Source organism: Paenibacillus sp. FSL P2-0322 (genome assembly GCF_037975315.1).
In the GTDB taxonomy this organism is placed as follows: domain Bacteria; phylum Bacillota; class Bacilli; order Paenibacillales; family Paenibacillaceae; genus Paenibacillus; species Paenibacillus polymyxa_B.
Window position 1 is genome coordinate 840116 of the sequence record NZ_CP150243.1, and the last position, 19911, is coordinate 860026.

A 19911-nucleotide genomic window follows, 5' to 3' on the forward strand; every position below is an offset into this window, starting at 1 on the left:
ATTTTGTCGTTCTACACCGGGATTTTAACACATATATTGTAATATATTGTAGCCTGTGCTTTAATTCAACTAACGGCGTCAAGGAAAGATGATGAGGGGGAGAAGTCCTTGTTAATTGCGTTGAAGGAAAGTGTGCTCCAAGTTCTCCTTGCCGTTATATCGGCGGGTTTTTTCTCTATATTAACGGATTATGGGGATAAGAAAAAGGTTTGGGGTGGCAATCTGCTTCCTGGACCCAATCAAGGAATACTGTATTTGTGTTGCTTGCCAGCCATATTGCTATGTACACTCTTTCAATATCAGTCTCCATATGGTCTACCTTCCAATCTCGGTATTATTCCCCTTGCAGTTGGCATCATGTACGGTAGACGTCGCACTGCCTTCGTGCTCGCCGCTTCCGCACTGATGGGAGTCCTAATTATAGCCCAGTCGACAGAAATGTCCCCGATGTACGTGGGCACGGGTTTTATCCTTTTTCCTTTTATGCTCCTGCATGTCAAGTTTTTTCAAAGAGGAACAATGTTGGACAAAAAGCTCCTGATCTCCGCATATGTTGTGGCTGATATGCTGTTTAAGGCGATATTTCCGCTACTGTGGGGCAAACAGGATATTGCGGTATACATTCCTGACTTACTTACAACGTTTTGGAATATTGGTGCAGGGGTGCTGGCAAGTTTTACGGTCGTGAGCCTGATGCATAATGCCTTTGAGAAGCTGGCGTTACGGCGTGATGTGACTGAGTTTACGAGCAAATATTTAATTGAAGTGGATAAGCTGCGTCAAGTTATGGATTTGATGCCGTTATCTCTTGTTACTTTGGACAGCGAAGAACGAGTTATACATATGAACAAAACGATGCTGGAACTCTATCGGGACTACGATCCCTACATTACGCTGCCTGAGGTAGTAGGTCGTCCATTCACCTCGTTATATGGTTTTAGCGCTTTGCCTGCGGTTAACGAACGAGTTGCGAAAGCGTTGGAAGGAGAGGCGGGGGCTGATTTTATAAATGTTACCCCCAAAGTATTCTTCTCAAGTTTCCTTCCTATTCGGGATAAACATGCAAACCAAACGACAGGTGTCATTATCGCCTTGCAAGATATTACAGAGCTGGAGACGCTGCGCAGTGAGCTGGGTAATTTTGAAAGGCTCAGTCTGGTTGGACAGATGGCAGCAGGCATTACTCATGAAATACGTAATCCGATGGCGGTTGTGCGTGGTTTTTTACAGCTTATGCGTGAGAAAAGCCCAGAATCCCTCAACCATTATTACCGCATTGTGATGGAGGAACTTGACCGGGCGAACGGGATTATTAACGATTTTCTTTCACTGGCCCAGAATCGAATTGTCGAGAAGGAGCAATGTCATCTGCATGATATTATTCGCGAACTGACGCCTTTATTGTGGGCAGATGCGAATCTGAGGGGACAGACGATTGAGCTAAAGTTAGAGGATCATGTGACGATGCTGCATTTGAACCCTAAGGAAATGAAGCAATTGCTGCTTAATTTATCGCGTAATGCGATGGAAGCTATGGGGGAAAAGGGAGTGCTGACCATTTCGACTCATGAGGAAGGGGATTTCGTGGAAATGGAAGTAAAGGATACAGGTCCGGGAATTCCGCAAAAGCAGCTTGAAAAGCTGTTCCAACCTTTTTACACTACGAAAACGAAAGGTACAGGTCTAGGTCTGGCCTTATGTCAAAGTATAGTGGAGCGTCATCACGGTACAATTGCCGTAGATTCGGTGGAGGGAATGGGCACGCAGTTTAAAGTTCGATTGCGCAGAACCGTTCCGACTTACCGGGATCATTCTGAGTTTCCTGTCATGAATTCGATACAGAAATAATCGTGCAAATATATAGCCGGATTTTTGCAAATTACGTGAAAAAGATTGTATAATGAAGTTTAGATGTCCATGCCTTTACTACGGCAAAGGATGAAATTAGAAACGTAGTATACATGATTTTTGGAAAAGGAGTGAAAGAATATGTCTATGTCTTTCGATCAATATATGAGAGATTCAGTTCAGCCAATGCGTGATGAACTGACGAATCTTGGGATTCAGGAACTGCGTACTTCTGAAGATGTGGAGGCCAAGCTGCCTAATGCTAAAGGTACAGTGCTGGTTGTTGTGAACTCGGTATGTGGTTGTGCCGCAGGCCAATGCCGCCCAGGTGTGGCTGAAGCACTGAAGCATGATCTTACGCCAGATCATCTGTATTCGGTTTTTGCCGGACAGGACAAGGAAGCAACAGCAAAGGCTCGCGAATTTTTCGCACCTTACCCACCGTCTTCCCCTTCTATCGCGCTGTTGAAAGACGGCGAGCTGGTTCACTTCATCGAGCGTCATCAGGTGGAGGATCGTTCGGCAGATCAGATCGCTGCTGATTTGACCAGTGCATTTGATCGTTTTTGCCGGTAAGACTGCTCAAGCTATGCCCCGCATTTTTCGCCTGCGAAACTTGCCGGGGCTTTTGCATGTTGGCTTGTGAAGGAAATTCCTAAAAAAGAGGTGCTTATCTGATGAGTTTGCAGGAACAGATTATTGCTGAATTGGGAGTACAGCCTACGATTAACGTAGAAGCGGAGGTCCGCAAGCGTGTGGATTTCCTCAAGTCGTATGTAACGAAAACGGGAAGCAAAGGGCTGCTGATCGCCATCAGTGGCGGGATTGACAGTGCCGTAGCAGCCGCTTTGTGCAAGAGGGCTACAGATGAATTGACGCAGGAGCAAGGGGACGAATACAAAACGCTGGGTGTATTCCAGCCATATGGCCAACAGGAAGATATCGAGCATAGCTACGCGGTAGCCAAAGCGTTCGACCTGAAATATGCTGGGGAAACGAACATTAAGGAAGCCGTGGACAAGGTTGCCGTGGAAGTGGAGCATACGTTAAAGGATATCGGTCTGGAGCGTTCCATTACTCCGCAAGTGAGAGGGAATGTAAAGGCAAGAACACGTATGGTGGTTCAGTACGCACTCGCGAATGAGCTGAATCTGCTCGTCGTTGGTACAGATCACGCTTCAGAAGCCATCACAGGCTTTTATACCAAATGGGGCGATGGAGCGGTCGATATTACGCCACTTAGCACGCTTAACAAACGTCAGGTGCGCTTGCTGGCCAGCTATCTCGGAGTTCCGCAGGCCATTTTGGACAAAGCGCCTACAGCAGGATTGTGGGAAGGCCAGACGGATGAAAAAGAACTGGGGATCTCCTACGAAGCAAACAGCGACTACCTGGAAGGCAAGGAAATTGACCCGGCGGCACGCGAAAAGCTGGAAAGCTTCTTTACACGTACAGCGCATAAGCGGACAAGCATCCCAGGAGTGTAAGCATTAATCATTATGGAATTGTAAAATGCTCAAGTGAGGATTTTGCAAAAATCCAATAAGCGATTTTCAATAAACAATATATAGATCGAAATGGTCTAGTTCGTCTATATATTGCACTTGGAGCGAATGGAATCGAATTTTGCAAAATCCTGAAGTAAATAAATGCGGCGATCCGCCCGGCGGATCGCCGTTTGTATTGAAGGGGCAATAATTAATTGGCGATCCACTCAATGAAGCGGCGAGTTTCGGTAATCGCTTGATCGAGCGGAAGACTGCCTCCCTGGAATGGATGAACGGTATTAAAGGTATGAGTTCCGCCTTGAATTTGTACCCATTCGATGTCGGGACGAACGGATGTGAGCTGGGCAGAGCCTTCCCGTAGACGTTTGGAATCTTCGGTTCCCTGGATCAGTACAGCTGGGAGCTGACTGTTGGCAAGTCTGTCTACAATGGCAAAACGCTGGCGATTTTGTTCCAGGTCTTCCAGAATGACAGCATCCAGCGGAAGCTGTTGTCCGGTTCTGGCGTTTTCCACATAGCTGCGCCCCTTGGCGCGCATTTCTTCTTTTTGCGGTAAAGTAAACAGATCAAGATCTGTCACGCCATTCCATGAAATGACGCCAGCAATCTCACCGGGATGATCTAGAGCATATACAAAGCAGCTCCCCGCGCCTCGGCTATGTCCTAACAGAAACAACGGCAATTCTCTGAACTCATGACGTGCTCTCAGATTGGATAGCAATAGTTCCAAATCCTCTTGTTCGCGGCTATAGGTGTTGCGTGCGAACTTTTCCAGCTCGGTAAAATTCTCTAGATCCTCACCTATGCCATTATGTGAAAAGTTGAAGGTCACAACATGGTTATCCATACTCAATGCTTCTGCTATATAGGGGAACATGCCCCAATCCTTAAATCCTTTGTAGCCGTGAGCGATGATGAGCAGGCTTTTGGCTGTATTTTTAGCGGGAAACCAGGAAGCCCGGATCACCGCATCTGTTCCTGCTTCAACAATAATGGTTTCTGACATCCTATCCTTCCTTTCTACGGGAATTTTTTTAAATGGGCATATCAGCTGAATTTCAAAACATTCACCTGTAGCCTTTCTTATTTTAACATATTTTGGTGCCGTTTTTACGCTTTTGTGACTCGCCAGGGTGTGGACGCACTGTTACAATAGATCCAGTAAAGTAAAAAGGACGGGGAATACCCAAATGATCTACGGAATTGGACATGATGTGCTGGAAATAAGCCGTATGGCTAATATTTTGGCAGGTAAATATGCAGATTCGTTTTTGAATCGTGTGCTGACCCCGGCAGAACGTGAGCTTGCTGTGGAACGCAAGGGTAGACTAGCGGAGTTCGTAGCAGGGCGCTTTGCCGCAAAGGAAGCGATAACGAAAGCCTTCGGTTGCGGAATTGGGCAAATCATCGGGTTCGGCGATATGGATATTTTACCGGAACCTGGGGGGAAGCCAGTAGTTTATTTGTCTTCATCCGCGTGGGATAGACTGAGGTTGCCGTTCACAGGTGACTCGAATTACAGCATTCACTTGAGTATTACACATCAGCCTAACATTGCCTCTGCTTTTGTGATTGTCGAATATAAGGAGATGTGATGTGATGACTACAAATACATTGGAACAAAAGCGTTATTTCAGCTTTGAACTGTTGAATTGGTATACACGTAACAAACGCGATTTGCCGTGGCGCCGCCATCGGAATCCTTTTTATATCTGGATCTCGGAAATTATGCTTCAGCAGACGCGTGTGGATACGGTCATTCCGTATTTTAATCGCTTTATTGCACGTTTTCCTACAATTGAAGCGCTGGCGGAAGCACCCGAAGAGGATGTGCTTAAGCTGTGGGAAGGGCTGGGTTATTATTCGCGGGCCCGGAATTTGCAAACTGCGGCAAAACAAGTAGTTGAGCTTCACGGCGGGCAGGTACCGGATGATACACAAGCTGTCGCTGCACTGAAAGGAGTAGGCCCGTATACGACGGGGGCGATTATGAGTATCGCCTTCAACCGACCAGAGCCTGCTGTGGACGGGAATGTGATGCGTGTGCTGTCGCGTTATTTTCTCATTGAAGAGGATATTATGAAGGGCAGCACGCGGGCGCATATGGAAAGTCTGGTACGGGAGCTGATTCCCGAAGGAAGAGCCTCTGATTTTAATCAGGCTCTGATGGAACTGGGGGCGCTGGTCTGCACGCCGAAGTCGCCTCATTGTCTGACCTGCCCGGTCATGGAGCATTGCTCGGGCAGATTGGCAGGTCGCGAGGAGACACTGCCAGTCAAGACCAAGGCGAAGCCGCCGCGGCTGGAGCCGCGCTCCGTCGCTCTCATCGAGGGCAGCGGAGCGAACGCCGGCCGCTTGCTCGTACGGCAGCGCCCGGCCAAGGGCCTGTTGGCCCGCATGTGGGAGCTGCCGCATGAGCTTGCCGGGCCGGAGGGCTACAACGGCCCGATGCCGGATGAGCCCGCCATGGACCATCTGGCGGCTCATTTGCTGGCAGAGGGCGTGCTTGCGCGCCCGGTGCGGTTTGTACGTGAGGCGGAGCACACGTTCAGCCACATTCACTGGAACCTACGTGTGTTCCAGTGTGAAGAGGTCGCCTCACCTGCCGGAGAGGCGGGAGGACAACCGCTGGCTGCCGAGCAGCGGGCCAGCTACAGCACCGGAGCGAAGCCGGGTGCATTGATTACGCTGGCAGAGCAGGCGGAGCACACGCGCAATGCGCTGCCAGCGGGGTACCGCTGGATCAGCGAGGCGGATATGGCCACCTTGGCATTTCCCAAGGTGTTCCTTGATCTAATCACCGAGTATTATGCGAAGCAAAAAGAGAACTAATGGTCAAACTAAAGGTTTTGCCCATAAAAGAGGGTAGTTAAAAAAATAGCGGCAGTATGGACATGAGGTTGATCCATACTGCCGCTATTTTTCTGTTTTTGGAATGAATATGCCTAATTTAATTGCGAACGAAGCGTGTTATTTTGGGGGATTTTTTCGGTATTCGGATGGAGTCACCTTGTTGACCGTTTTGAACATTTTGGAGAATAGGAGTACATCTTTATACCCTACAGACCGCGCAATATCTCCGATTTTAAGGGAAGTATTTCTTAATAGGGAGCACGATTTTTCAATCCTCAAATGTAATAAAAATTCCTGCGGTGACTTATTTAGTTGCTGTTTAAATAAACGATGCAAATACGAACGGTCAATTGAAATGTACTTGGCAATGTCACTTACGGTAATGAAGTGTGAATAGTTTTGCTGAATGAAGAGAAGCGCTTCTTTAATATACCGCTGCTGTCTTACTTCATGGTTGACTTCCTGATTAGGGTAATGTTCAAACATCAAATACAGAAATTCATATAGCTTGGATGCAAGCAGCAGGTCTTTGTTGGATTTCAGTGTAGAAGAAACGACGATGCTCTCCATACAGCGGGCAAGGCTACCCTCCGCTTCAAACCGGAAAATGGGATTGTCCCTATTGATACAGGTCCGGCTTAGATATTCTTTTGCTTGCACCCCATTAAAACCAATCCAGGCATATTCCCATGGGTCGACTTCGTCCGCTTCGTAGTAAATTAAAACCTTCGGCTCAATGAAGAAAGCATCGTTTTTCTCCAAATGATAGATTTTATCGTTGACTTTAAAGATCCCTTTTCCTTTTAAAATATAATGCACCATATACCCGCTTCGAATGGCTGGACCATAAGAGTGCTTGCTGGTACAGCTTTCTTTGCCACATGTGTATAAATTGAGATCCAGGTTGTTATAGGAATGATTGGAAAAGTGCGAACTCATTTGTTTTCACCCCTTAATTCATCTCTGTATATTATCACACCGTTTCATATAGAGTCTACATTATTCCATATAATTATTAAAACTATTCAATTATTATTAGGATGTAAACAATAAGAAAACAACATAATTTATAATTTTGAAAAAACGTACTATTGGCGTTATAAGGGGGTTGCTATGACTATACACATCGATAAAGAGAATCTTTTATTCCATTTACAAGGCAGCAATACGAGTTATGTCATGCAGGTTATACGAGATGGTTATTTAGCCCATCTGTATTGGGGAAAGAAAATTCAGAACTATCGGGGAAGCAATAAGATCATCTTTATGGATAGAGGATTTTCACCCAATCCGGATGGTGAGGATCGAGCCTTTTCACTGGATACCATCCCACAAGAATATCCGTCATTTGGAAATAGTGATTTCAGGATTCCTGCGTATCAGCTTCAATTGGAGAATGGTTCTACCGTGACAGACTTTCGGTATAAAGAACATCAGGTTTACCAAGGCAAGCCCAAATTGAAAGGGCTTCCTTCTACTTATGCAGAGGATGATGGCGAAGTAGAAACTCTGGAAATCGTCCTTGAAGACCCATTAATTGATGTAAAGATTGTACTATCCTATAGCCTATATCAAAAGTGGGATGTCATCACCCGTTCAGTCCGGTTCGATAATGAAGGTCGGCAGCAGTTAAAACTGCTTAAAGCGTTAAGTGCTAGTGTGGATTTTCGTGATGATGAATACGAACTAATTACCTTGTACGGTGCGCATAATAATGAAAAAAATATAGCAAGGCGAAAAATTTTACCCGGAATTCAAATGGTAGACAGCTGCCGTGGAGCCAGCAGCCCTCAACAGGCACCCTTTATGGCACTTGTAAGAGAAGGAACAGATGAAGAACAGGGTGAAGTGTACGCTTTTAATCTGGTGTACAGCGGGAACTTTACGGCCCAGGCTCAGGTAGATTCCTATCGGAACACAAGAGTCGCGATGGGGATTAATCCTTTTGATTTTACATGGCTGCTTGAACCGGAGGAATCCTTCCAAACGCCAGAAGTGGTCATGGTATACACCGAAAATGGATTGGGCGGCATGTCAAGAATTTATCATGAATTATACAGGAGCAGATTATGTCGTGGGCCTTTTCGTGACAAGGAGCGGCCGATCCTGATTAATAACTGGGAAGCCACCTACTTTAACTTTGATGCCGACAAGATTGAGCAGTTGGCGAAGGAGGCTCAAAGTGTAGGAGTGGAGCTGTTTGTACTGGATGATGGGTGGTTTGGAAAACGGGATGATGACAATACTTCATTAGGCGATTGGGTGGTGGATCGTCGCAAACTTCCAGATGGATTGCCGGATCTTGCAAACCGCATACGAAATCTGGGTATGGAGTTTGGTTTGTGGTTTGAACCTGAAATGGTATCCATAGACAGCGATTTATACAGAAAGCATTCAGATTGGTGTATCCATGTCCCTGATCGTCCGTATACGTTGGGAAGAAATCAACTGATGTTGGATTTATCGAGGAAGGAAGTGTGTGAGTACATTATTAAGTCGGTTTCCGATATTTTATCGGACGTTCCAATTACTTATGTAAAATGGGACATGAATCGTCACATGACGGATGTGGGTTCGGCAGCCTTGCCGCCTGAGAGACAAAGGGAGACGGCGCATCGTTATATCCTGGGACTCTATAATATTATGGAAGAGCTTACATCAAAGTTTCCCCATGTCTTATTCGAGAGCTGTTCTAGTGGAGGAGGCCGTTTTGATGCCGGCATGCTCTATTACATGCCTCAGACCTGGACGAGTGACAATACGGATGCCATTTGCCGACTGAAAATTCAATGGGGAACAAGTCTTGTCTACCCTCCAATTACCATGGGGGCACACGTCTCCACAGTACCCAACCATCAAGTGGGCAGAATAACTCCCTTGGAGACAAGAGGTTATGTCGCCATGGCCGGGAATTTTGGATATGAGCTAGATTTGACGACATTAACCGTTGAGGAAAAAGAAATAGTAAAAAAACAGATAGCTCTATATAAAGAAATGAGATCGCTCATTCAATTTGGGAAGTTTTACAGAATAATTAATCCGTTTGATGAAAATGAAGCCGCATGGAGCTTTGTATCAGAGGATCAAACGGAAATGGCGGCCAGCTATTTCAAGATTTTATCCCAACCTGCTGCCGCGATTAAAACATTAAAATTCAAAGGTCTGAATCCAGACTACGTTTATAGAAATGTAGAAACCGGTGAGCTGTTCGGCGGTGATGAATTAATGCATGTCGGCATAACGCTTGCCAGGGTAAAGCAGGACTTTTTAGGCATGTTCTGGAGATTTGTTAAAGAAGACATCTGACTCAGCTAGAGGAGGTTTTACTAGATGGAAGCAAAAGAAAAGCAGTATAAGCAAATTTCTCAAGAAATTTTAAAATATATCGGTGGTGAAGAGAACATTATCGGTGTGGCCCATTGTGCCACAAGATTAAGAATTGTACTTGAGGACAATGAAAAAGCGGAATTAAAAAAGATTGAAGATATTGATCTGGTTAAAGGCGTTTTCATAGCGGGGGACCAACTGCAGATCATTTTTGGAGCAGGGTTGGTCAATAACATCTATGCCGTGTTCTCCAAACTGACCGGAACAGAAGATATGTCATTAAGTGATGTCAAATCGAAGTCCGCACAAAAGCAAAATCCTTTTCAAAAGGCCATTAAATCGCTGTCAGATGTCTTCATTGAGATCATGCCGGGAATTCTTGCTGCCGCATTGTTAATGGGGATAACCGGGCTGTTAGGTCAGAAGGGGTTATTCGGTCCTAAGTCAATTGTGGAGATGTATCCAATTTTTCAAGGGATCAATCGCTTCGTTCAAATCGTTTCCACGGGTATTTTTACAATCCTGCCGCTGCTTGTTGTTTATTCCGCAACCAAGAGATACGGCGGTCGTCCTATTCTGGGGCTTGTGCTGGGTGCGATTATGCTTCATCCGGCACTGGCAGATGCTTTTGAGGTAGCTAAAGGGAGTCAAAATCCGGAATCGATCAGTCTTTTCGGCCTTCCCGTACAGTTGGTTGGATTTCAGGGCGGTATTATTATTGCTCTAATGATGGGATATGTGGTAGCCAAGTTGGATCAGTTTTTTAACAAAAAGGTTCCAGACATGATTAAACTATTTTTGGCTCCGTTGCTGACGGTCTTTATTTCTTCCCTGCTATTGTTTACGATTATCGGCCCTCTTGGGCGAGAGCTAGCCAGTCTGGTCACCGTTTCGCTGCTTTGGATGACGCAAAACCTTGGGATATTCGGTTTTATGTTTTTTGCAGGCATTCAGCAGATCATTGTTATTACAGGCTTACATCATGTTATGGGTGCGGTAGAAGCGCAGCTGTTAACCGATACAGGCAGAAATTTTATCAACCCATTGGCATCAGTAGCTTTGATGGCTCAAGGGGGCGCCGTTTTGGGGTATATTCTTTTGAATCGCAAAGACACCAAGGTTAAAGAAATGGGTTACTCTGCATTCGGGTCTGTACTTTTTGGAATCTCCGAACCAGCGATCTTCGGGGTCACTTTAAAGTATAAGTTCCCCCTGATTGCTGGATGCCTTGGAGGAATGATTGCGGGAGCATATGTATATTTAAGCAAGCTGACAGCCATAGGATTCGGAACCACGGCTCTTCCTGGCTTTGCAATTGCAGCGTCAGAGAACCATGGTCATATGAATTATCTTATCGCTCATCTTATTGCCCTGTTATGTGGAGCATTATTTACATTGGCTTACGGTGCTATCAAGAGCAAGAGGTCAACACTCTGAACCAAGAGAGTATTGATAAGTTGAATAACTTAATCAGTTACAATCAGGCTTTATGAAAACGGTTAAAAGAAGAGAATATGCGTGGAATGGACAAGAGAGTATAGATGAAAAAGTAAAAGAGCCGTCCTCAGTCGTTAAAAAAGACCGAGGACGGCTCTGAGTCACATGAATATACTTGTATGTTCGTTAAAGCTAATCGATGCCACCATCGCTTTCAATCAGCCCTTTGCCGATTACATTGGCCGAAACCGGAGGCTTGCCTAGCTCCCGAGACCATATGGACAACTGCCCAATATGGTGGATTTGGTGGGCGATGACATGACGCATCACCTCGCCCCAGGCATCAATTACAATCCTGCCGTCCGGGAGGTGATCTTCAAACCTTTTCCGTTCCAGACCATCATGCCAGGCGAGCACGAACGGCTCGACATCGAGTCGAAACTTTGCATCCAGCTCACGGACTTTGTCGAGCGTATCATACAGAGAGAAGTCCTCCTGAAAGTCGGGTTTGCTCTGAATCGTTTGAATCCAGCTCCACTCCACATCAACGATATGAAAGAGTGTCTTTAGAATGCCGCCGACTCCGCCGACGCGTTGTTTCAGTAATTCCTCCTGCGGCACCTCTTCACACCAGCGGTACCATTGTTCCCGAATCATCCAGTTGTAACGAAAAAAAGTCTGCATCCATCAACCTCCAGGGACTATATTTAAGAATCATCTCCACCAGTTTACCATGGAATGCCAAAAGGGCTGTCTCATTCGTAGAAAATCTACTTTTGAGACAGCCCTTTATTATAGGATAGAGATGTTGTTACTGGCTTATTTCTTTGCAGCCGCGTAACGTTTGTTTACTTCATCCCAGTTGATTACATTGTAGAATGCTGCAATGTAGTCTGGGCGTTTGTTTTGATATTTCAGGTAGTAAGCATGCTCCCAAACGTCCAGTCCAAGTACCGGAGTCAGACCTTCGGACAGCGGGCTATCCTGGTTTGGAGTGCTAGTGATCGCCAGTTTGCCGTCTTTGCCGACAACCAACCAAGCCCAGCCGCTACCAAAACGTGTTGTAGCTGCTTTAGTGAAGTCTTCTTTAAATTTGTCGTAGCCGCCCAGCTCGTTGCTGATTGCTTCAGCAATAGCACCTGTCGGTTGTCCACCGCCGTTAGGACCGATAACTTCCCAGAACAGGCTGTGGTTGTGGTGTCCACCACCGTTGTTGCGAACCGCAGTGCGGATGCTTTCAGGAACGCTGTCCAGATTGGAGATCAGATCCTCCAGGCTTTTGCTTTGCAGTTCAGGAGCGCTCTCCAGAGCTGCGTTTAAGTTCGTTACATATGTGTTATGGTGACGATCATGGTGAATTTCTACTGTCAGTGCATCAATGTGCGGTTCCAGTGCGTCTTTTGCGTAAGGAAGTTCTGGTAATTGAAATGCCATAGTAAAATCCCTCCTGGTTATATGGTTGGGTAAGTGTTCCTATGTAATAATACCCTCGACAGTTATATTAAACCGCATTCAGCCTATTTAATCAACATTTTTGTTTGTAAAATAGCAAACTGGGCAATACGGCCTGGTAGCTAGCATGTCCAAAAACCCGATTGGAATACATAATACCTAGGTAATAAGAGGTAAATTGTGAACATTGAAATGTAAACGCTTTATATACAGCGCTTACATGAGAAAAAGGGATGTATTCCATCAAAAAGTATGGTTTAATGGTCAAGGAAGCAGAAATTTCGGCTTTTTTGTCGTCTGCTATAATCTGTCATGTCTATGACATGACGAACTTGAGGGCATACACCCTTTTCCTGTTCTTCATTTCATATATAGCAGATCGTATGCATTTTTATCATAATGCCTTGTGATTAACACCATGATAAGAAATTTAAGGATTTATGTAAAAATGACGGTGCTGTCTCAATTTTTTTATTATGCTTACGAAAAGGGAGATATTACTTATGCACGTTCGTTCCTTTCAATTAAGTGATGTGAACTCAGTAACGGAACTCATGCAAATTGCCTTGTCAGAGGAGTGCTACAAAGAGACGGTGAGTGCGTTTGCCCGTCAGCTTTCGTGGGATTCCGGTTTGATCATCGTTGCAGAAGAAGAGGGTGAGATCGTTGGTGCTTTGATCGGCACGATCGATCAGAATGATGGTTGTTACTATCGTATCGCTATTCACCCGGATCGTCGTCGGATGGGAATCGGCAAATCGCTTGTGGAATCCATGGAGCAGCGTTTTCAGCAACGTAAGGTTAGCCGTATTTGGGTAGCAGGGGACAAGCATAACAGTGCGGCCATGCCTTTGTACGAAGCGATGGGCTATGGAGCAAGCCAGATTTTACAGGCTTTTCAGAAGCTGAGTATTTTGGCGCCTCATTAATCGGGAATCGAAATAAAGAGAATTGAATAACATTAAGTATAATATTTACATTTAGAGCATATCTGAGTAACCGTTGCAATCGGGTACGGGATATGCTTTTCTATTTATAACAGGGTTAAGGAGGTTTAATCATGGACGCTTTGGCTCCTTCGCCAGGCCCGCTTCCCTCGCCGGAAACGTCCAAACCAGCAGGTCACTCTGGTTACATACGCGATTGGTTAGTCACCCTTCTGATTGCCATGGTCGTCTTGCTGCTTCTGAACCTGTTTGTATTTAACTTGTCCACGGTCAGAGGACATTCGATGCAGCCGACGCTAATGGAAAGCCAGCATTTGTTCGTCAACAAGCTGGTTTATAATTTTCATGATCCGGGCAGGGGGGACATTGTGATTTTAAAAGATCCCGATTCCAAGCTGTCGAGTCCAAGATTTTTAGTGAAAAGAGTCATAGGTATTCCCGGAGATGTAATCCGAGTTGAACATAATCATTTGTATGTGAACGGTGAACTGCTAAATGAACCTTACACCAACTCTGACGTGGAGGATGGTGATTATGGTCCTTTTACGGTGGAGCCGGAGCACTTTTTTGTCATGGGAGATAATCGCCATATTGCAGCGAGCAAGGATAGCCGCTATTTTGGAAGCATTAAATCTGAAGATTTACTGGGACGTGCAGAATTTATATTTTGGCCGATATCTGAGTGGAAATGGCTATAGAGCAACTAAAGTCTGAAATTAATGCGGAACACGTCCGAACCGATCAGGACCATGACGGAGCAGGCGGTTACCGATTAGGAAAGGAAGAGGATGATGAAAGAAGTGATGGTATATACCGACGGTGCTTGTTCGGGAAATCCCGGTCCTGGGGGCTGGGGGATTGTTTTGCTGTATGGGGAACATCGTAAGGAGCTGTCGGGTGCCGAGAAAATGACGACAAACAACCGTATGGAGATCAAGTCCGTGATTGAAGCACTGAAGCTGCTCAAGGAGCCTTGCCATGTGAAAGTACATAGTGACTCTGCCTATGTCGTCAATTGCTTCAAACAGGGCTGGATTAAGAATTGGCTTCGTAATGGCTGGCGCAACAGTAAAAACCAGCCAGTGGAGAACAAGGAACTATGGGAAGAATTGTGGGAACTGATGGGTAAGCATGAGGTTGAATATGTGAAGGTTAAGGGGCACAGTGACAATGAACTGAATAATCGCTGTGATTTTCTGGCGACCAGTGCTGTTAAAAATTTACGGTAGCATCTGCTGCTATTTTCTGTTGAAATTTGAGATATGAGAATTTTGCAAATCCTCATATCTGTAATGATAAAAAGTGGAAGAGAGGTGAGTATCGGATGCAACGCGGATTGACTCAGGCGGCTGCCGGAACCGCTTCGACTTGGGCTTCGCTCAAGCAGGAAATTATTGAGGCAGCTCCAGGGCTGGGTATCGACTCCATCGGGTTCGCATCCGCCGACCCCTTTCTGTCTCTGAAAGCTATATTGGAAGAGCATCGTGCGAAAGGCTATGAATCCGGCTTTGAAGAGCCAGATATTGATAAGCGGATCTACCCGGAGCTGTATGGCTCACAGCCTGCATCTCTGATTGCTATTGCGGTGGCGTACCCTTCCAAAATGAAGGACCCGCCGAAGTCGGACAAGGGGAAGTACCGTGGTATTTTGGCACGTTCAGCCTGGGGGAAAGATTATCATCTGGTACTACGCGAAGCGATGGAAAAGCTTGAGGCTTTTATAAGTGAGCGGGTACCTGATGCCATATTGAAAAACATGGTGGATACCGGAGAATTGTCGGATCGAGCCGTTGCGGAACGCGCAGGGATTGGCTTTAGCGGCAAAAATACGATGATGATTTCACCGACGCTGGGATCATGGATTTATCTAGGTGAGCTGTTGACGAACATTCCTTTCCAGCCAGATGAACCGGTAACGGATGGTTGCGGCGAGTGTACCAAATGTTTGGATGCCTGTCCTACGGGCGCGCTTGTGGGTCCTGGACAGCTGAATGCCCAGCGGTGTGTGTCCTTTTTGACGCAAACGAAGGGCTTTCTGGATGAGGAGTTTATGCGGAAGATAGGGAATCGGCTATACGGATGTGATACCTGCCAAATGGTATGCCCCAAAAATCGGGGTCTCAATTGGGATCACCATCCCGAGCTTACACCCGATCCTGAAATTGTGAAGCCGTTGCTGCTGCCGTTATTGGATTTGAGCAACCGTGAATTCAAAGACCGATTTGGACAAAGTGCGGCGGCTTGGCGGGGGAAGAAGCCCATTCAACGCAATGCAGTCATTGGACTGGGCAATTTCAAGGATATCAGCGCGGTGCCCAAGTTAACGGAGGTTTTATTGGATGATCCGCGTCCCGAGCTACGAGGCACGGCGGCGTGGGCTTTGAGTCGAATAGGAGGGGAGAACGCTATGACAGCGATCAAGCAAGCATCAGAGAAGGAACAACATGAGCAAGTACGCGAAATGATCGCGCAAGCGCATTCCAAACTAGAGGAACAAGAGCAGGCAGAACAGCAAAAGGCGTCTGAATTACCAAAATCAGAAGTAACGGCCGGAGATTCACAGGGTCCAACCACCATTTATTATGATGAGATGGAGACACCTGTGGGCACGTTGACGCTGTGCGCTACGGATCGGGGGCTGTGCCGAATAGACTATGGCGTTTTTCATGCAAAGGAAGCACTGCTTCAGCAATGGGCCCGAACATGGATTGGGGAATATGTCTATGTGCAGGAGCCGGAAAAACTGCGCGAAGCCGCGGACCAACTGCGTGAATATTTTGCGGGAGAACGACGGGAATTCAGTATAGCCTATGATTTGAGAGGCACTCCTTTTCAAGAGCAGGTATGGCGTGCATTACAAAATATTCCGTACGGACAAAGTGTGTCCTACAAAGATATTGCAGAATCGATCGGACGAGCCAAGGCGGTACGTGCTGTGGGTGGAGCCAATAACAAAAATCCGTTACCCATTCTGTTTCCATGTCACCGGGTATCGGGTGCAAACGGAAGTTTGGTCGGTTATGCTGGAGGCTTACCAGTCAAGACGAAGCTGCTGGATTTGGAGAAACAATAAGGACATATGTTTGCAAAAAGTGATTTGCTAGCTGTCCCATGTTTTGCTATGATAGGTTCGTGCAATTCAAGATGTTTCATATAAATATACAGAGGTGACGACTTCGTGGTGTGGAATATTGTCATTCCGATTATTACCCTGATTGCTGGTTTGGTTGGGGGATTTTTCATCGGTGCTTATTATCTTCGTAAACAGCTTGAAAAGATGCAAAACGACCCCGAAACGCTGCAAAAAATGGCCAAACAGATGGGTTACAACCTGAATGGGAAACAAATGCAAAAAGCCCAGCAGATGATGAAGAACCAACAGTTCTCCAAAAATCAGCCTGGTCCGCGTAAAAATCAGGGCCGTCGGAAATAATGAGCAACGTGAGCACGGATGCCGCATGAGGTTGCTGCATAGAGGAGGATTACTGTGGCTGGCGTAAAAGATTATATTAACCGCAAAGCTGCGGATAACCGGGATAAAATCGAGTACCATGTGGAGCAGATTTTACAACTGATCGGTGAGGACCCCAAGCGTGAAGGGTTGTTGGAAACACCGGCACGCGTTGCGCGCATGTATGAGGAAATATTTGCGGGTTATGAGGTTGATCCCCGGGATGCGTTGGGTGTGACATTTGACGAGAATCACGAGGAGCTTGTGATCGTGAAGGACATCGTCTATTACAGCCAGTGTGAGCACCATATGGCTCCTTTCTTCGGAAAAGTGCATATCGGCTATGTACCCAGCGGCAAAATTGTAGGACTGAGCAAGCTTGCACGCCTGGTAGAGGCAGTGACCCGCCGATTGCAGGTACAGGAGCGTATTACATCACAGATCGCTGATATTTTAAATGAAGCGGTCTCCGCTCACGGGGTTATGGTGGTCGTGGAAGGCGAGCACTTGTGCATGTGTGCAAGAGGTGTCAAAAAGCCTGGTAGCAAAACGGTAACGTCTGCGGTACGCGGTACGTTTCGTGATGATGCAGCGCAGCGCGCAGAGTTTTTGTCGCTGCTCAAGGATTGATCGAACATCGCAAGACGTTTATGTGATGAACAAAAAAAGGGTGGTTTACGCATAGGCGTAGCCACCTTTTTTTGTTAACATCAGAAATAGAGACGACGGGATAGCTGCCTTAAAATTACGATTTGCCTATGGATAACAGTTATTTTTATAGATAGGGGATAACGTATGGAGAATGTACATAGATCAATGGAAAAAACAACAGCTTTGCCTGAGTTACAGTGGTTTGAAACGCCACTCGCGGCCACTCAGGAGAATGTTTTGTCTCCGCTGGCTTGGGAGGAGCTGGCTTGTCGGCAAGTAGGGAAAGGAGCTACACCCATTTTGCATCTATGGCGGCATCCGTCAGCGCTTGTGATCGGTCACCGGGACCGCAGGCTTCCCTACGCCCCACAGGCGATGGAACGAGTGCGCAACGCGGGAACCTCGGTATGCGTACGCCCCTCGGGTGGAGCAGCCGTCATGCTGGACAGAGGGGTACTGAACCTGTCCTTAATCCTGCCGAATCCACAGCGGGCCATCAGCCTGCATGAGGATTTTCGGCTCATGGCAGCGCTAATTGCCGATGCGCTGGTTCCGTGGTCTGGCGAGGCGCAGACCGGAGAAATCCTCGGGTCCTTCTGTCCCGGGGATTACGATGTCAGCGTCCGGGGCCGCAAGTTTTGCGGCATTGCACAGCGGCGCCAAGCCAAGGCGTATATCATCACAGCCTTCGTGATGATTGAGGGCAGCGGTGCAGAGCGTGCACAGGCGGTGCAGCATTTCTATACAGAGGCAGCCGGGGACACATCGGCAGGCGTGCAGCAGCAGGATTACCCCCGGGTGAATCCAGCAACGATGGGTAGCCTGGCAGAGCTGGCTGGAGTGCCATCTGTTGAGGCGTACACGGCATCTCTGCGCCGTGTCGTTGAGAGCCGGACAGCCATTTTACCTGCCGATGGCTGGGTGGTACAACCGGAAGGATTGACCGAACAAATGGCAGCGCTCAGAGAGCGATACGATTTGCAGGTGTAGTTTTTCTTTAGCTTAGAAGCTTAGAAGGGTTGCCATCTCAGTTTGGAGGCTTGATCGTAGCGCGCTTCCACTTCAGGCCAGTTAACGACATGCCACCAATCCTCAATGTATTTGTTACGCTCATTTTGATGCTTTAAGTAATATGCATGTTCCCATACATCTATCGCCAGCAGCGGAATGGACTCCCATTGAGTCAGATTCTGGTGCTTTTCGGCCTGCAAAATTTCAAGCCGTCCCGCGCGTGGACTCCATACCAGGATAGCCCAGCCGCCACCCTCGACCTTTTCGGCTGCCGAACTGAATTGCTTTTTGAATGCATCGTAGCTGCCAAAATCCTTTTTAATCTGTTCAGCCAGCGGTCCGCTTGGGTTTCCGCCACCTTTAGGACTCATGATCGTCCAAAAAAGAGTATGCAGATAATGGCCTGCGCCGTTGAATGCCAGTTCGCGTTCCCAATGTTTTACGAGGTCAAAATCACCTGTTTTTCGGGCTTCTTCCAGCTTCTTTTCCGCTTTATTCAGGTCATTCACATAGCTCAAATGATGCTTATCATGGTGAATACGCATCGTTTTCTCATCAATATACGGTTCAAGCGCATTATAGGGGTAAGGGAGCGGCGGTAGCCGATGTCCCCCAATAGGAACCGAGCGGCCGATTGAGGTTTTTTCCGTTGCCGAAGGTTGTGCCTGGCTGGACTTGACGCTTTTAGTCGTCCATGCGCCTTCTCCCCTTATGCCTGCCTGCCGTTCTCGAAACGCTTCCTCTGGGTAATTCTCACCCTCTGCCGCTACATGATACAACCTAGCAGCCCTTGCGATGGAGCCAGGTTCTTGAAAGGGGGTTGTCGAGATTAGGAAATATTGGCTTTCATGTGCCGCGTGTAATACAACTCCGGCAGATTTTGGCTGCTGACGCAATGCATGACTGTGCTCGCTCAGCAGACCGAGCTGTCGTACATACTCCTGTGACTGACGGTTTGCGGTTTGCAGCAAATCGTCCAGTCGACGATTTAATTCTTGTGAGTCAGGCTGAGAGTTTAAGGCTGACTCTGACAATGGCATCTTTACAGATGATGATGCGTCTAATCCCCTTGACTGTTTTGAATGTCCAGTGAATTCGTGTGTATGTGCTTGTGGAGCAGCCGACATCTGTTTCCATTCCTGATGCCACGCCTGATCTGCCGGATCGAGTACGCTCCGTTGCTCTTCTAGCAACTCTATGGCGGTGCGTTCCGTCTGTTCGAATACAGTCCGCCAATCATCCAGCAACCGTACATAAGTTGGCTCCAATCCCTCGGTAGCGGATTTAATCACTTCCACATGCCAACTTTCCTGCTGCTTCCAATGCCGAATTTCCTCCAGCACACGTAAGGGCAGGAAAGACCCATAAGTACTCAGCATCGTTTTTTTACCTCCCGTATCCTACTATGGCTATCCGGCGGATCTGG

Annotated in this window: 19 protein-coding genes; 14 read left to right on the forward strand and 5 right to left on the reverse strand. The window is 47.0% G+C overall.

Annotated features, from left to right (window positions below):
* Window positions 1–108 precede the first annotated feature (108 nt).
* The 3 genes from MKY24_RS03815 (at window position 109) to nadE (ending at window position 3335) form a co-directional block, all read left to right on the forward strand.
* Window positions 109–1848: an ATP-binding protein gene (locus MKY24_RS03815; protein ID WP_028541021.1), complete on the forward strand. Its 1740-nt coding sequence runs from the start codon at window positions 109–111 to the stop codon at window positions 1846–1848.
* Between the two features lie 141 nt (window positions 1849–1989).
* Window positions 1990–2424 carry a BrxA/BrxB family bacilliredoxin gene (locus MKY24_RS03820; protein WP_023986978.1) on the forward strand — a complete coding sequence of 145 codons (435 nt, stop codon included), beginning with the start codon at window positions 1990–1992 and terminating at the stop codon, window positions 2422–2424.
* 101 nt (window positions 2425–2525) lie between these two features.
* On the forward strand, window positions 2526–3335 hold the full coding sequence (gene nadE / locus MKY24_RS03825; protein WP_025722646.1) for an ammonia-dependent NAD(+) synthetase: 810 nt from the start codon (window positions 2526–2528) through the stop codon (window positions 3333–3335).
* A gap of 211 nt (window positions 3336–3546) precedes the next feature.
* Here the strand turns inward: nadE and MKY24_RS03830 are convergent, their stop codons facing one another.
* Window positions 3547–4362: an alpha/beta fold hydrolase gene (locus MKY24_RS03830; protein WP_053324629.1), complete on the reverse strand. Its 816-nt coding sequence runs from the start codon at window positions 4360–4362 to the stop codon at window positions 3547–3549.
* 184 nt (window positions 4363–4546) lie between these two features.
* Here MKY24_RS03830 and acpS point away from each other — a divergent pair, with 184 nt between their 5' ends.
* Window positions 4547–4951 (forward strand): holo-ACP synthase, encoded by a 405-nt coding sequence (gene acpS, locus MKY24_RS03835; RefSeq protein WP_339201432.1) that lies wholly within the window; start codon window positions 4547–4549, stop codon window positions 4949–4951.
* Window positions 4952–4955: 4 nt separating this feature from the next.
* A complete protein-coding gene (gene mutY / locus MKY24_RS03840) occupies window positions 4956–6188 on the forward strand; it encodes an A/G-specific adenine glycosylase (RefSeq protein WP_339201433.1) in 1233 nt (410 codons plus the stop codon).
* 138 nt (window positions 6189–6326) lie between these two features.
* On the opposite strand, the gene MKY24_RS03845 is transcribed toward mutY, so the two are convergent.
* Complete coding sequence (locus MKY24_RS03845) at window positions 6327–7148, reverse strand: AraC family transcriptional regulator (protein ID WP_160789293.1); 822 nt, start codon at window positions 7146–7148, stop codon at window positions 6327–6329.
* 174 nt (window positions 7149–7322) lie between these two features.
* Between MKY24_RS03845 and MKY24_RS03850 the strand changes: the two genes are divergently transcribed.
* The gene (locus MKY24_RS03850) at window positions 7323–9515 is read left to right on the forward strand and encodes an alpha-galactosidase (protein ID WP_254349239.1); all 2193 of its coding nucleotides are present in this window, start codon (window positions 7323–7325) and stop codon (window positions 9513–9515) included.
* A gap of 24 nt (window positions 9516–9539) precedes the next feature.
* Window positions 9540–10973, forward strand: coding sequence for a PTS transporter subunit EIIC (locus MKY24_RS03855; RefSeq protein WP_053324633.1), 1434 nt, complete (start codon window positions 9540–9542; stop codon window positions 10971–10973).
* A 192-nt stretch (window positions 10974–11165) separates the two neighbouring features.
* On the opposite strand, the gene MKY24_RS03860 is transcribed toward MKY24_RS03855, so the two are convergent.
* Together MKY24_RS03860 and MKY24_RS03865 are read right to left on the reverse strand one after the other, a co-directional pair.
* Entirely contained in the window at window positions 11166–11657 is a 492-nt protein-coding gene (locus MKY24_RS03860) for a DinB family protein (protein ID WP_076160609.1), read from the reverse strand.
* A gap of 135 nt (window positions 11658–11792) precedes the next feature.
* The gene (locus tag MKY24_RS03865; protein WP_023986992.1) at window positions 11793–12407 is read right to left on the reverse strand and encodes a superoxide dismutase; all 615 of its coding nucleotides are present in this window, start codon (window positions 12405–12407) and stop codon (window positions 11793–11795) included.
* 521 nt (window positions 12408–12928) lie between these two features.
* On the opposite strand from MKY24_RS03865, the gene MKY24_RS03870 reads away from it, so the two are divergent.
* The 7 genes from MKY24_RS03870 (at window position 12929) to MKY24_RS03900 (ending at window position 18464) form a co-directional block, all read left to right on the forward strand.
* Window positions 12929–13354, forward strand: coding sequence for a GNAT family N-acetyltransferase (locus MKY24_RS03870; RefSeq protein WP_023986994.1), 426 nt, complete (start codon window positions 12929–12931; stop codon window positions 13352–13354).
* Window positions 13355–13485: 131 nt separating this feature from the next.
* On the forward strand, window positions 13486–14070 hold the full coding sequence (gene lepB, locus MKY24_RS03875; RefSeq protein ID WP_023986995.1) for a signal peptidase I: 585 nt from the start codon (window positions 13486–13488) through the stop codon (window positions 14068–14070).
* A gap of 93 nt (window positions 14071–14163) precedes the next feature.
* Window positions 14164–14601, forward strand: a complete 438-nt coding sequence (gene rnhA / locus MKY24_RS03880) for a ribonuclease HI (protein ID WP_023986996.1) — start codon at window positions 14164–14166, stop codon at window positions 14599–14601.
* A 95-nt stretch (window positions 14602–14696) separates the two neighbouring features.
* Window positions 14697–16445, forward strand: a complete 1749-nt coding sequence (gene queG / locus MKY24_RS03885) for a tRNA epoxyqueuosine(34) reductase QueG (RefSeq protein ID WP_028541010.1) — start codon at window positions 14697–14699, stop codon at window positions 16443–16445.
* A gap of 105 nt (window positions 16446–16550) precedes the next feature.
* Window positions 16551–16805 (forward strand): YneF family protein, encoded by a 255-nt coding sequence (locus MKY24_RS03890; protein ID WP_013308742.1) that lies wholly within the window; start codon window positions 16551–16553, stop codon window positions 16803–16805.
* Between the two features lie 54 nt (window positions 16806–16859).
* Window positions 16860–17453, forward strand: coding sequence for a GTP cyclohydrolase I FolE (gene folE, locus MKY24_RS03895; protein ID WP_013308743.1), 594 nt, complete (start codon window positions 16860–16862; stop codon window positions 17451–17453).
* 165 nt (window positions 17454–17618) lie between these two features.
* Entirely contained in the window at window positions 17619–18464 is an 846-nt protein-coding gene (locus MKY24_RS03900; RefSeq protein ID WP_028541009.1) for a lipoate--protein ligase, read from the forward strand.
* A gap of 20 nt (window positions 18465–18484) precedes the next feature.
* Here MKY24_RS03900 and MKY24_RS03905 read toward each other — a convergent pair whose 3' ends face one another.
* On the reverse strand, window positions 18485–19864 hold the full coding sequence (locus tag MKY24_RS03905) for a Fe-Mn family superoxide dismutase (protein ID WP_023987000.1): 1380 nt from the start codon (window positions 19862–19864) through the stop codon (window positions 18485–18487).
* Between the last annotated feature and the right edge of the window lie 47 nt (window positions 19865–19911).